A 13,260-nucleotide genomic window follows, 5' to 3' on the forward strand; every position below is an offset into this window, starting at 1 on the left:
ACTCTGCGGTATACCGCTCAACGGTGTGACCGCCCCGGCGGGCGGCCGGCAGTCAGTTCAGGGGACGCTTGAGGTGGTAGCGGTGGACCTCGGTGCTGCCCTGGACGTTGTTGACGTCCTCGGCGGCCGAGACCAGCTCCCAGCCCTCCCGGCCGGCGCGGTTGAGGTGCGCGATGGCCGTGTCGCCATAGGGGGTGATGTCCTTGCGCGACCCGTCCGGGCCGTACCAGACGAACGAGACGGTGAAATTGCGGCCCTGTCCCTGATAGCGGCGGACGAGCAAGGCGTACTCCCAGGCAACCATGCGGCCCATTATGACCGTCCACGCAGGAGCTCGTCGGTGATGAGGGCGGCGAGCCGGTCCAACCCCAGGTCGATCTGCTCGGGCGTCACCGCGCTGACCGACAACCGCAGCGCGCACACCGGCGCCGTGTCGTCGTAGAAGTGCGCCATCGGCGTCCAGAGCACCCCGTAGTCACGCGCCGAGGTGTCCAGCAGCGCGTCGTCGACCGCGAACGGCACGGTCACCACCACGAAGAACCCGCCGGCCGGCACCGTCCACCGCACCACCGCCGGCCGGTCCGGCCGGTTCGGAAAACGCCGGGCGAGCCCGGCGACCAGGTGACGCAGATTGCGGGCGTACGCCGCCCGCTCCCGGATGTTCGCGGGCACCAGGCTGCACCCGTGCTCCAGCAGCCGCCCACCGATCACCGCCTGCGCGATCGGTGAGGTGTTCACCGTGACCATGCTCTTGATCATCGCGAGCTGGTCGGCGAGCGGGCCGACCCGGCCGTCCGATCCGGCCACCCGCTGGTCGGCGACCACGTAGCCGACCCGCGCCCCGGGCAGCACGGTCTTGGCGAAGGAGCCGAGGTAGACCACTCGCCGGTCGGTGTCCAACGCCTTCAGGGTGGGCGGGCGCGGCCCGTCGTCGACGGGGAACAGCCCGTACGGGTTGTCCTCCAGCAGGAGCAGGTCCTCCTCGGCGGCCAGCGCCAACAGCCGCTGCCGGTCCGGGACGTTCATGCTGACCCCGGACGGGTTGGCGAAGTCCGGCAGCACGTAGCAGGCGCGCGGCCGACGTCCCGACGCCCGGGCCCGACGCGCCTGTGCCCGCAGGTCGGCCAGGTCCACCCCGGACGGTCCACCGGCGACCGGCCACACCGGCAGGTCCACCAGCCGCGCCGCCCCGGTCAGCCCGACGTAGGTCGGAGCGACCGCCAGCAGCACGTCCGCCGGGTCGGCTCGCAACGCCCGCAACACCAGGAACATCGCCTCCTGGCAGCCGACGGTCACCACGACGGCCTCCGGGTCGACAGTGATCCCCTCGTCGACCGCGAGGTTGCGGGCGATGAGGTGGTGCACGATGCCCTTGGTCCGGCCGTACTGCAGCAGCAGCCGTCGGGCCTGCTCGGGCGTGTGACCCAGCTCGTCGACGAGGTGCCGGTGGAACGTGTCCAGGTGCCGGTGCACCGCCGCGACGTCGAAGAACTCCTCGTACGGGCGCCCGGCTGCGAGCGACACCGCCGCCGGATAGCGTTCGGACACCTCGTTGAGGAAGTTCATCGAGGTCAGCGCCGGATCACCCAGCGCGGGGTGCAGGTCGGCGACGCTCAGGTCGGCCGACTCCGTCGGGGCCACCGCTCAGCCCGCCACGAGCGTCCGCAGCTCGGCCACCGCCGCCGGATCGGCGCAGCCGGCCAGGGTGAACGCGTCCCGCACCTCCGCGGCGAGCAGCGCCAACGCGTCCTGCGCGCCGCGCCGCCCCCCGACGGCCAGCGCCCAGAGCAACGGACGACCGACCAGGACGCCCGCCGCGCCCAACGCCAGCGCCCGCAGCACGTCGGTGCCTCCACGGATGCCGCTGTCCAGCAGCACCTGCCCACCGTCGCCGACGGCGTCCACGACCTCCGCCAGCATGGTGACGCTGGCCGGCGCCCCGTCCAACTGACGCCCGCCGTGGTTGGACACCACCACCGCGTCCGCCCCGATCCGCACCGCCTCGACCGCGTCGCGGGGATCCAGCACCCCCTTGACGACTAGCGGCAGGTCGACGTGCTCACGCAGCCAGGCCAGATCCGCCCAGCGCAGGGCGGACTCGAACGACGCGTCGGTGTGGGCGGCGATCGCGGACACACCGGGGGCGCCGGCGTGTGCCAGGGCGTCCCGGCCGTGCGGCAGGTTCGCGGCGACCACGTCGGCCGGGAGGCGGAACGCGTTGCGCAGGTCACGTGGGCGTCGACCGAGCACCGGGACGTCCACGGTGACCACCAGCGCGTGGCAGCCCGCCGCCACGACCCGGTCCAGAAGATCGCGGACCAGCGCCCGGTCGCGCAGCCAGTAGAGCTGGAACCAGACCTCCGCGCCGGCTCCGGTGATCTCCTCGATCGGCGTGCTGCTCAACGTGCTCGCCAGATACGGCACGCCGGCCGCGCCGGCCGCCGCCGCGAGGCCCAGTTCCCCGTCCGGGTGCACGAGCCGCTGGTACGCCATCGGCGCGACCCCGACCGGCATCGCGTACGGCCGGCCGAGCAGCCGGGCGCCGAGGTCCACGGCGTGGCTGCCGCGCAGCACCCGGGGCAGCACGGCCACCCGGTCCAGCGCGGCCCGGTTGGCGGCCAGGGTCACCTCGGCCGCGCTGCCGCCGGCGATGTAGTCCCACACGTCCGGGGCCAGCACCGCCCGCGCCCGCGGTCCGTAGTCGGCGAACGTCACCGCCGCCGGCACCCCGGTCGGCAGGTCGGCCGCCAGCACCGGCTCAGCCACCGCGCACCCCCGCATCGGCCGCAGCGGCGCCCGGAGTGGCGTCCGGGCCGGCGGCGGCTGCGCCGACACCTGAGCCGGCGGCGGCCGGGTCATCGTCAGCCTGGCCCGCGGCGGGTTCGTCCCGCCGGGACGGCAGCCCGAACCGTTCCCGCAGGAACGCGGCCGCGCGGTGCTGCGCCCGCTGGCCGTCGGTGAAGGCGCCGGGCATGGCGAAGAACCCGTGGATCATCTGCGGATAGTGGTCGAGGCGGGTGGGCACACCGCAGGCGCGTAGCCGCTGCGCGTAGCGCTGCCCCTCGGCGCACAGCGGGTCCAGCTCGGCGGTGACCACCAGCGCCGGAGGCAGGCCGGACAGGTCGTCGGCGAGCAGCGGCGACGCCAGCGGGTTTCGGGATTGCTCCTCATCGGCCAGGTAGTGCGTCCGGTACCAGGCCACCGACCGGCGGTTGAACAACGCCGGGTCGTCGTCGACCGGGCCGGACGGCTCGGCGCTGACGTCGGTGTTCGGATAAACCAACAGCTGCGCGGCGAGCGGGGGCCCGTCCGTGCGGCAGAGCAGCGTCACCGCCGCGGCCAGGTTGCCGCCCGCGCTGTCCCCGCCCACCGCCAGCCGGGTCGGGTCGACGCCGAACTCCTCGGCGTTCGCGGCGATCCACACGGTCGCGGCGTGGCAGTCGTGCACCGCGGCCGGGAAGGGGTGCTCCGGGGCCAGTCGGTAGCCGACGGTCACCACCTGGCATTCCGCCGCGTTGGCCAGTCGTCGGCAGATGCCGTCGGCGGTGTCCACGCTGCCGAGCGTCCACCCGCCGCCGAAGAAGTACAGCAGGGTGGGCAGCGGCCCCGGCCCGCCCGGCCGGTACACCCGGATCGGCAGGTCACCGCCCGGCCCGGGGATCCGCTCGTCGCGTACCTCGGCGACCTGCTCGACCGCGCCGCCGCCGGCGCGGATCGCGGCCAGGTCCGCGGCGCGCGCCTCGCTGAGGGTCTGCGTGTAGAGCGGCGGCGTGCCGGCCGCGACACGGGCGGCGCGGTAGGCCGCCACCTCCGGGTGCAGGGCCATGCGGGTCTCCTATCCGCCGGTGCTGACCAGCAGCTTGTCGATGCCGCGCAGGAAGAGGCTGCCGCTGTACGTCGGGGTCTCGGTGACCGCGAGCCGGGGGAACCGGGCGAACAGGCGGGGCAGGGCGAGGCGTCCCTCCAGCCGGGACACCGCCGCGCCGAGGCAGAAGTGCAGGCCCACACCGAAGGCCAGCGACGGCGGACCGGGGCGGGTGGGGTCGAAGACGTCCGGATCGGGAAACCGCGCCGGGTCCCGGTTGGCGGCCCCGATGATGATGAGCACGTTGTCGTCGCGGGCGACAGGCACGCCGGCCAGCACGGTGTCCTGCGGCGCGGCCCGGGCGAGGAAGTGCACCGGGCTCTGCAGGCGCAGCACCTCGTCGACGCAGCCCCGGGCGAGGTCGTCGTCGGTGGGCAGCGCGGTGACCGCCCCCGGGTGGGCCAACAGCAGCGGCAGACCGTTGCTGAACATGTAGACGGTGGTGACGAAGCTGGCGTTGAACAGGACGATCAGGTTGCTGATCAGCTCCTCCTCGGTCAGCTCCACCTCGCCCGCGCCGACGGCCTCGACCAGAGCGCTGATCAGATCCTCGCCGGGCGTGCGGCGGCGGTGGGCCAGCAACTCCCGGTAGAACGCCCGCAGCTCCTGCGCCGCCGTGTTCGCGGCGGCCAGCCGCTGCGGGGTCTTCCCGGCCACGTCCAGGAACTCGTCGATGCGCTCCACCCGGTCCCGGTACCACTGCAGCTCCCCCGCCGGGATGCCGATGAACTCCGCCATCACCAGGGCGGGGATCGGGTACGCGAAGTCGGCCACGAAGTCGACGACGCCGCCACCGGCGTCGGCCATCCTGTCCAGCAGCTCGTCGACGACCCGCAGGATCACCGGCTCCAGCGCGCCGAGGCGGCGCGGCGTGAAGGTACGGGAGAAGACGTGCCGCATTCGGGTGTGATCGGGCGGGTTGATGAACATCATCGAGGTCTGGAAGGTGCGCAGGATCTCGTGTTCCTCCCAGCCCGGCGGCGGCTGTTTGGTCCACTGCGGATCGCGCAGCAGCCCGTCGATCAGGTCGTACCCGACCGCCACCGCCGCCACGGTGCGGTGCTCGGCGCGGGGCGGCACCGCGCTGATCGGCCCGAGCCGGTGCAACTCGGCGTACCACGGGTACGGGTTCTGGCGGCCCTCTTCGCTGTAGAGGCCGGTGAGCAGGTCCTGCACCGTCACGACGTTCTCCTCCCCAGGATGTCGGTGCCCGGGGGCGGCGGGATCGGCCGCCGCCCCCGGGCCGGTGTCACAGGTTGAGCAGCCGCACCGGGACGGCGTCGGCCATCGCCTGGTTGCCGGCGTCGTTCGGGTGGATGTGGTCCCCGGAGTCGTACGCGGGCAGCAACTGGCTGGGCCGGGCCGGGTCACGCAGCACCCGGTCGAAGTCGAGCAGCCCGTCGAACTCCCGGCTGCCGCGCAGGTACGCGTTCACTGCCTGCCGGGTGGCCTCCTTATCCGGCGTCCACACACCCGGCGCGCCGTGCCCCTCGTACGGGGTCAGCGTGGCCACCAGGCTGGTCAGCCCGCGCTGCTGGAGCTGCTGGTTGATCTGCCGGAGGGTGGCGATGATCGCCTCCGGCGGGTCGTTGGACATCCAGATGTCGTTGATGCCCAGGTGCGTGACGACCGTACGGACCCCGGTCTGGGGGAAGACGTCCTCGTTGAGGCGGGCCGCCGCGTTCGGGCCGAGCTGGAAGTAGCCGGGGTAGTCGCCGGCGCCCGGCTCGGTGCCCTCGTGGTTGAGGCGGTTGCCGGCCAGGCTCAGGTTGAGCACGCCCGGGGTGCGCCGGTCCGGCCGGTCGGCGAGCAGCCGGTCGGCGAGCAGGTCGGGCCAGCGCCGGTTGGCGTTGACCGTGCTGCCGTTGCCGTCGCCGATGGAGTCGCTGAGCACGACCAGCGCCCCCGGACTGCCCTTGCGCTGCACGTCGACGCCGGACAGGAAGAACCAGCAGCAGGTGGGTCGGATGGTGAAACCGCTGCCGTCGGCGGCCCCGGTCAGGTCGCCGGCGCCGATGAAGTTGGTCTGCTGGGACTGCCCATGGAAGGTGGTCGGCCCGGTCGGTGTCGGGAAGTGCAGGGTGACCACCAGGTCGCTGTCGTCCGCGACGGTGAAGGTCAGGGGGTCGCTGAGCAGCTCGGCGCCCCGGTTCATGGTGGCCGAGGCGGCGCCGGTGAACGTCAGCGCGCGCAGCGATGACGGGTCGATGTCGGAGACGTCGTCGACGGTCGCGGTGTTCGGCCGGGCGACGGTGGCGCGGCCCACCCGGACCGCCTGCTCGCCGTAGAGGTTGCTCAGCCGTACGCGCAGGGCCGGGCCACCCACGGAGACGTGTACGACCATCCGGACGCTCTGGTTGTTCAGACCGGTGTTGGTCAACCCGACCGAGTTGCCCCGGGTGACCGCGGCCGCCCAACTGCCCGCCCACTCGCCCCGGTCCGCCCGGGCCGCGGCGGTCGGGGATCCGCTGGCGCTGGCGACGACGGCGGGCGTTGCCGTGACCAGCAGCGCCGCGGCCGCGGCGATGACATGCCATCTCTTCGGGGTCGACATTGAACCTCCATCGTGTGGCAGCCCAGGGCCGTCCGCTGACGGCTCCCGCCTGGACGATGGTCCAGAAACCTAGCCGCCGCCGATGACGGGCGTCAATCAACCTGATCGACGCGATCAAATGTCCACCGGGCCTGCTGGATCGCCCTTCGGCCCGGTCCCGCCGCGCCCCCGCCGGCCTAGGCTCGCAGGCGGCGGCGGTGCGGTCGCCGAACGCGCGCCCACCGCCCGCGACGTCACCGGGAGCTGCCCGGAGACCGCCGCTTTCTTCCGATGGGGGTTTGCCGGATGACTGACGGACCCGGGCACGCGACCTATGTGGACAGGGCACTGGATCTCTTCGCCGACTTCGGCGACCGGGAGGCGCTGGTCGGCGGTGGCCGCCGCATCACGTACACCGAGGCCGCCGCGCTGGTGCGTGCGATGGCCACCGCCCTGACCCGGCACGGCGTACGGCCCGGCTCGGCCGTGCTGGTGACCGTGGCGAACGCCGTGGAGGGGCCGTTGCTCCAGCTCGCCCTGCACCTGATCGGCTGCCGGACGATGTGGGTCGCCCCGGTCACCGCCCGCCGGGAGGTCGACGAGTTCATCCGGCTGGCCCGCCCCGACGCCCTGGTCTACGACGCCCGCGACCCGGCCAGCCTGGGGCCGGAGCTGGCCGCCGCGCTGCCCGGTGTGCCGGTGTGCTGCCTGGGTCCCGGCGGCGCCGGCCCGGACCTCACGGGCGACGCCGATCCGGCTGGTGCGGTGGCGCTGCCGGCGGCCGTCAGTGCGCCGGAGTCGTTCCTGCAGACCAGCGGCACCACCGGCACCCCCAAGCTGGTGCACCACACCGAGAGCTTCTACGCCCAGATCCTCACCCTCGCGGCCGACTTCCGCGCCGCCGGGTTCCCGGTGCTGCGGCACCTGTCGCACTCGCCGATGTGGCTGGCCAGCGGCCAGATCACCACCCTGTTCAACCTGTTCACCGGCGGGGTGCTGTTCCTGCGCGACGACTGGGACCCGCTGGCGTTCGTGGCCACCGTGCAGCGGGAGCGGATCAACTCGACCTTCGTCACCCCGCCGATGCTCTACGAGCTGCTGGACCATCCGGCGCTGGTGGGCGCCGACTTCTCGGCCATGTTCATGTTCAACGTGGGCGCCGGGCCCGCCGCGCCCGCCCGGCTGCGCCAGGCCATCGCGCGCTTCGGCCCGGTACTGCGCATCGTGTACGGCCTCAGCGAGGCCGTGGTCATCACCGCTCTGCCGGGACTGACCGACGATCCGGAGCACCCGGAGCGGCTGCGCTCCTGCGGGCGGCCCTACGGCGACGTGCGCATCGAGATCCGCGACGACGACGGCACGGTGCTGCCGCCGGGCCGCGACGGCGAGGTGTGGGTGCGTACGAAGCTGAGCTTCGCCGGCTACCACGGCCAGCCCGAGTTGACCGCGCAGACCCTCGTCGACGGGTGGGTCCGCACCCGCGACATCGGCCACCTCGACGACGACGGCTTCCTCTACCTGGTCGACCGGGCGCACGACATGATCGTCACGCACCGGCGGAACTGGGCGATCTTCTGCCGCCCCATCGAGGACGTCCTGGCCGGGCACCCGCAGGTGCGGGCCGCCGCCGTGATCGGCGTGCCGGACGAGACGGTGGGCGAGGTGCCGTACGCGTACGTGGTGACCGCGCCGGACGCGACGGTCACCGGGGCGGAGCTGATCGACCTGGTGAGCGCCGAGCTCAACGAGATGTGGGCGCCGGCCGGGGTGGAGTTCGTCGACCGGTTGCCGGTGAACCGGTCGGTGAAGGTGGACAAGCGGGCGCTGCGCGCGCAGTACGCCGCGCGCCGGGCGGCGGCGGTCGGGACGTGACCCCCCGCCGGCAGCTGGTCGTCCTGGTCAGCGCGGACCTGGTCTCCAACCTGGGCACCCGCATCTCGGTGGTGACCATCCCCTGGCTGGTGCTGGTCACCACCGGCAGCCCGACCAAGATGGGTCTGGTCGCGTTCGCCGAGACACTGCCGTACCTGCTGTCCAGTGCCCTGGGCACGCCCTGGGCGGACCGGATCGGCCTGCGCCGCACCTCCATCCTGTGCGACGCGGGTAGCGCGGTGGCCATGGTGGTCGTCGCGATGACCCCGTGGCTGGGCTTCGCCCCCCTGGTGGCGCTGGTCGCGGTGGCCGGCGGGCTACGCGGCATCGGGGACCGGGTCAAGCACGTCATGTTCCGGCCGGTGGCCGAGGCCGCCGGGGTGCCGCTGATCCGCCTGACCTCGGCGTACGACGGGTTGAGCCGGGTGGTGACGCTGTTCGGCGCCGCCGTGGGCGGTCTGTTGATCGCCGCCTTCGGGGTGAGCCAGGCGATCCTCATCGACGCGGCCAGCTTCGCGATCTGCGCCATGCTGATCGGCCTCCTGGTCCGGCCCCCGGCCGCCCCGGCGCAACCCGCCGCCCCGGTCGGCTACCTGCGCGCACTGCGCGACGGGTTCGGCTACCTCGGTCGGGACCGGCCGCTGCTGGGCATGCTGGTCGTCGTCTCGGCGCTGAACATGGTCGCCAACGCCAGCGTGGCCGTCTACATCCCGTTCTGGGTCGCCCGAGAGCTGCACGGCCCGAGCGGGCTCGGCCTCGTGCTGGCAGCGTTCTCGGCGGGCGCGCTGCTGGGCAACGTGCTGTTCACCGCGCTTGGACCGCGGCTGCCCGGCCGGCTGACGTTCCTGCTCGGGGCGACGGTCGCCGGCACGCCCCGACTGGTCGCCCTGGCGATCAGCGACGAGTTGCCGGTCGTGCTCGTGGTGACGTTCCTGTCCGGCATCGGCATCGCGGCGGTCAACCCGCTGCTCGGGGTGGCGCTCTACGAGCGGGTGCCGTCGGACCTGCAGACCCGGGTGCTCGGCATCGCCGGATCGCTGGCCTTCGTCGGCCTGCCGGTCGGCGCGTTGCTCGGCGGCTGGTCGGTGGACGCGTTCGGGCTCACCCCGGCGCTGCTGCTCATGGCGGCGGCCTGCCTGCTCGTCACCGCATTCCCGCTGGTGGCCAGGTCGTCCAACCCGAAGGCGCCGACGAGGCCCACACCTGCCGCCACCGCCTGATGCCCTGCTGCCCAGCGGCTCGCAACCGTCTCGTGCGCCCCCTTTGCTCTGCTTACACCCACGCAACACTTCGGGGCGTCGGTGTTGCGGCGGTTGAAGCAGAGCAAAGGGGGCAGTTGAGGTACGGCCAGGCCCGCACCTCCCGGTCACCTGTCCCGAGCGCTGGCCCGGCCGGTTCCACTGTCGGCGCAAATCGGTTGCGGGCGGCCGGCGGAGCCCGCAGGCTCGGGCGGATGAGCGCACCGCCCGCACCCGACGTGCCGGACATTGACGAGACGACGGCCCGGCGCATCGACGTGGGCCTGGTCCGCCGACTGGTCGCCGAGCAGTTCCCCCGGTGGGCCGAGCTGCCGTTACGCCCGGTCGAGGTCGGCGGCTGGGACAACCGGACCTTCCACCTGGGTACGGAGATGACGGTGCGGCTGCCCAGCGGGGAGGGCTACGCGTTGCAGGTCCCCAAGGAGCAGCGCTGGCTGCCGGTACTCGGCGGGCAGCTGCCGCTGGAGATCCCCACTCCGCTGGCCCACGGGCGACCCGGCGCCGGCTACCCGTACCCGTGGTCGGTCTACGGCTGGATCGACGGCCGGACCGCGCGCCCCGAACGGATCGACGACCCGACCCGCTTCGCCACCGACCTCGCCGCCTTCCTGCGCGCCCTGCGCGCCGTCGACACCACCGACGCCCCGGCGGCCGGCCCGCACAGCGCCTGGCGCGGGGGTCCGCTGTCCACGTACGACCCGGAGACCCGGGCGACGATCGAGGCGCACCGCCACTGGCTGCCCGTCGAGGTGGTCACCGACATCTGGCAGGCCGCTCTCGACGCCACCTGGTCCGGGCCGCCGGTCTGGTTCCACGGCGACGTCGCGGAGGGCAACCTGCTGGTCCGCGACGGCCGGCTCGTCGCCGTCATCGACTTTGGCTGCTGCGGCGTCGGCGACCCCGCCTGCGACACGGTGATCGCCTGGACCCTGCTGCACGGCGCCGCCCGGGCGGCGTTCCGCGACGCGCTCGACGTCGACGCGGCCACCTGGGCGCGCGGGCGTGGGTGGGCGCTGTGGAAGGCGCTCATCACGCTGGACGCCCCGGAGCCGGCCACGGCGGCCTGGGCCCGGCGGGTGCTCGACGAACTGCTCACCGAGCACGCCGTGTCCCGCTGATTCCCGCCGCACCGGGCCCGGCCGGGGCGACTCGTCAGCGACCGGTTCGGACCGGGGTGGAATGTTCGGTCCGGCAGCGCGGGCAGCGCAGCTTCGCCCCGGCGGCGACGGTCGGCACGCGCAGCCGCTGCCCGCAGCCGCAGGTGAACTCCCGGGCCGAGCGCAGGTACTCGGCGCGGTCGCGGCGTGGCCAGCGGCCGTGGCAGCGGGCACACCACTTCGGCGGGTAGCTGTGATACCAGGCCAGCCCGAACGCTCCCCCGACCATCAGGGTGCCGGGGACCAGCAGGCCCAGCGGCGCGAGCAGGGCGGGCCACAGGGCGCCGACGCCGTCGGACACCACCGCGCCGACCACGACCAACACGACCACCGGCACGCCGAGCAGGGTGAACCCGAAGCCCCACGCGAAGGCCAGCAGCGACAGCAGGAACACCACCCACATGCCACCGGGCGCCCACCGCCGGACGCCGTACCCGCCGCAGCGTGGACAGTTCGGCGAGGCACGGTGCGGTACGGCCCGCAGCGCCTTCGGCGCGAGCCATTCGGTCAGTTTGCCGAGGATCGCCTCGACCAGCTTGCTCGCCAGGGCCTGCAGAAAGGCGCTGAGCATCGGCCCCTCCCTCCGACCGGCATGCCAGCCCGGGTCGGCTGGCCCACCGTCATCGTGGCGGACCCGTGCCAGCGCACCGCCCCACCGCGCCGACGCCACCGCCCCGATGACGGCGATCCGACAGGGCAACGGACCTCGTCGTTCGTCGTCCGTTCTTCTGTTGGCCGCGTCGGCGTCGGCCGGGGCGGCTAGCGTCGGCCCGTCGCGGCCCCGCCGGAGCCCGTCGGGCCGGAGAACTGCCGAGCCGGCCGCGCGTCGGCCCCGGGAGTACCGCTCTTTCCGCAGCCAGGAGGCCGCCGCGCATGACGTCGTCGTCACCCACCCACCGCCGCACCGCCGAGGTCACCGCCGTGCGGCGGATCGGCGACAGCGCGCCGCACAGCGCGTTCACCGACCTCGTCAGGTACGCCGGGATGTGGTTCTGCGCCTTCCGTGAGGCGCGGACGCACCTCTCGAACGACGGCGTGATCCGGGTGCTGACCTCGGCGGACGGTCGGGCGTGGAACTCCGCGGCGGTCATCCGGCAGGACGGCGTCGACCTGCGTGACCCCCGGTTCGTCGCGCGGCCCGACGGACGCCTGCAACTGTTCGCGGCGGCGGCGACCGGAGAGACGAGCAAGATGTTCGACACGGTGACCTGGATCTCCGGGGACGGGCGCAGCTGGGGCGAGCCGGTTCCCGTCGGTGAACCGGGCGTCTGGGTGTGGCGGGCCGCCTGGCACGACGACGCGATGTACGCCGTCGGCTACGCCACCCGGGGGCCACGGTTCGCCCGGCTCTACCGCAGCGTCGACGGCGTCGACCTGCGGCAGTGGGTGCCGACGCTGTTCGAGGGCGGCTACCCCAATGAGTCGGGTCTGGCCTTCGCTCCGGACGGCACCGCCCACTGCCTGCTGCGCCGCGACGGCGACAGCGCCACCGCGCAGCTCGGCCGGGCCCGACCGCCGTACCGGGAGTGGACCTGGATCGACCTGGGGGTGCAGGTGGGCGGGCCGGCGCTGCTCCGGCTGCCCGACGGACGGCTGCTGGCCGGCGTACGGCTGCTCGACGGCGACGTCCGCACCGCGATCTGCGCCGTCGACCCGGAGCGCGGCGCGCTGACCGAACTGGTCGCGTTGCCCTCCGGCGGCGACACCAGCTACCCGGGCCTGGTCTGGCACGACGATCTGCTCTGGGTCAGCTACTACTCCTCCCATGAGGGGCGCACGTGTGTCTACCTGGCCGAGGTCAGCCTGGCCGAGGAGGCGGCGGTCGGTTAGCGTGCCGGCATGCCATCGACGCTCGACGAAGCGACCGATCCGTACTGCCTTCGCCCCGGTGAGGCCGGCGAACTGCTGCGCGGGCACCCGTGGCGGCGGTTCGTGGCGATCGGCGACAGCGTCGTGGAGGGCATGTGCGAGCCGACCCCGGGCTACCCGGACGTGCAGTGGGTCGACCGGGTCGCCGCCGAGCTGACCGCCGTCCGCCCCGAGCTGGCGTACCGAAATCTGGGTCGGCGCGGGCTGCGCGCGCACCAGGTGCGGGCCGCGCAGCTCGCCCCGGCGCTGGCCTTCGAGCCGGACCTGGCGCTGGTGGTCTGCGGCGGCAACGACGCCTTTCATCCGGCGTACGACGCGGACGCGGTGGACACCGAGCTGACCGCGATGATCAGCGCGCTACGGGACGTCGGCGCGGACGTGATCACGGTGGGCATGTTCGACGTGTCGCACAGCCCGGCCGTGCCCGAGCACGTGCGGGCTGGCCTCGGGGAACGGATGCGACGCCTCTCGGCGCACACGGCGCGGCTGGCCGAACGCCTGGGAACGTTCCACGTGCACCTCACGGACCACCCACTGACGGCCGACCCCACCCTCTACAGCACCGACGGCCGCCACGGCAGCGCCCGCAGCGACGCGATAGCGACAGCCGAAACCCTCCGCGCCCTTCGGCCGCGACGGTGATCATGAAGTTATTGCCGTCCGACGCGGCGTGTCGGGGCAATAACTTCATGATCAACGGGTGAG

Annotated in this window: 12 protein-coding genes; 5 read left to right on the forward strand and 7 right to left on the reverse strand. The window is 73.5% G+C overall.

Translation table 11 applies throughout. The annotated features are described in order from the left end of the window. Positions 1–52: 52 nt before the first annotated feature. From ACGGAQ_RS16730 to ACGGAQ_RS16755, 6 genes are all read right to left on the reverse strand, one after another. Positions 53–313, reverse strand: a complete 261-nt coding sequence (locus tag ACGGAQ_RS16730) for a hypothetical protein (protein WP_234587138.1) — start codon at positions 311–313, stop codon at positions 53–55. Next, the gene (locus ACGGAQ_RS16735) at positions 313–1,641 is read right to left on the reverse strand and encodes an aminotransferase class I/II-fold pyridoxal phosphate-dependent enzyme (protein ID WP_393049848.1); all 1,329 of its coding nucleotides are present in this window, start codon (positions 1,639–1,641) and stop codon (positions 313–315) included. The genes ACGGAQ_RS16730 and ACGGAQ_RS16735 overlap by 1 nt, the downstream gene beginning before the upstream one ends. A 3-nt stretch (positions 1,642–1,644) precedes the next feature. Further along, positions 1,645–2,766 carry an alpha-hydroxy acid oxidase gene (locus tag ACGGAQ_RS16740; RefSeq protein ID WP_393049851.1) on the reverse strand — a complete coding sequence of 374 codons (1,122 nt, stop codon included), beginning with the start codon at positions 2,764–2,766 and terminating at the stop codon, positions 1,645–1,647. Beyond that, positions 2,759–3,826 carry an alpha/beta hydrolase gene (locus ACGGAQ_RS16745; protein WP_393049853.1) on the reverse strand — a complete coding sequence of 356 codons (1,068 nt, stop codon included), beginning with the start codon at positions 3,824–3,826 and terminating at the stop codon, positions 2,759–2,761. Before ACGGAQ_RS16745 ends, ACGGAQ_RS16740 begins: the two co-directional genes overlap by 8 nt. A gap of 9 nt (positions 3,827–3,835) precedes the next feature. Continuing rightward, positions 3,836–5,047: a cytochrome P450 gene (locus ACGGAQ_RS16750; protein ID WP_393049856.1), complete on the reverse strand. Its 1,212-nt coding sequence runs from the start codon at positions 5,045–5,047 to the stop codon at positions 3,836–3,838. Between the two features lie 67 nt (positions 5,048–5,114). Continuing rightward, positions 5,115–6,392, reverse strand: coding sequence for an SGNH/GDSL hydrolase family protein (locus tag ACGGAQ_RS16755; RefSeq protein ID WP_393050411.1), 1,278 nt, complete (start codon positions 6,390–6,392; stop codon positions 5,115–5,117). A 312-nt stretch (positions 6,393–6,704) separates the two neighbouring features. Between ACGGAQ_RS16755 and ACGGAQ_RS16760 the strand changes: the two genes are divergently transcribed. From ACGGAQ_RS16760 to ACGGAQ_RS16770, 3 genes are all read left to right on the forward strand, one after another. Continuing rightward, a complete protein-coding gene (locus ACGGAQ_RS16760) occupies positions 6,705–8,270 on the forward strand; it encodes an AMP-binding protein (RefSeq protein WP_393049859.1) in 1,566 nt (521 codons plus the stop codon). After that, the gene (locus ACGGAQ_RS16765) at positions 8,267–9,490 is read left to right on the forward strand and encodes an MFS transporter (protein WP_393049861.1); all 1,224 of its coding nucleotides are present in this window, start codon (positions 8,267–8,269) and stop codon (positions 9,488–9,490) included. The genes ACGGAQ_RS16760 and ACGGAQ_RS16765 overlap by 4 nt, the downstream gene beginning before the upstream one ends. 233 nt (positions 9,491–9,723) lie before the next feature. Then, the gene (locus ACGGAQ_RS16770; RefSeq protein WP_393049864.1) at positions 9,724–10,647 is read left to right on the forward strand and encodes an aminoglycoside phosphotransferase family protein; all 924 of its coding nucleotides are present in this window, start codon (positions 9,724–9,726) and stop codon (positions 10,645–10,647) included. Positions 10,648–10,681: 34 nt separating this feature from the next. Here the strand turns inward: ACGGAQ_RS16770 and ACGGAQ_RS16775 are convergent, their stop codons facing one another. Beyond that, positions 10,682–11,257 carry a hypothetical protein gene (locus tag ACGGAQ_RS16775; RefSeq protein WP_393049866.1) on the reverse strand — a complete coding sequence of 192 codons (576 nt, stop codon included), beginning with the start codon at positions 11,255–11,257 and terminating at the stop codon, positions 10,682–10,684. 302 nt (positions 11,258–11,559) lie between these two features. On the opposite strand from ACGGAQ_RS16775, the gene ACGGAQ_RS16780 reads away from it, so the two are divergent. Together ACGGAQ_RS16780 and ACGGAQ_RS16785 are read left to right on the forward strand one after the other, a co-directional pair. Beyond that, complete coding sequence (locus ACGGAQ_RS16780; RefSeq protein WP_393049869.1) at positions 11,560–12,516, forward strand: exo-alpha-sialidase; 957 nt, start codon at positions 11,560–11,562, stop codon at positions 12,514–12,516. 9 nt (positions 12,517–12,525) lie between these two features. After that, complete coding sequence (locus ACGGAQ_RS16785; RefSeq protein ID WP_393049872.1) at positions 12,526–13,197, forward strand: SGNH/GDSL hydrolase family protein; 672 nt, start codon at positions 12,526–12,528, stop codon at positions 13,195–13,197. The last annotated feature ends 63 nt before the right edge of the window (positions 13,198–13,260 follow it).

Source organism: Micromonospora sp. NPDC047557 (genome assembly GCF_043205095.1).
Classification (GTDB): Bacteria; Actinomycetota; Actinomycetes; order Mycobacteriales; family Micromonosporaceae; genus Micromonospora.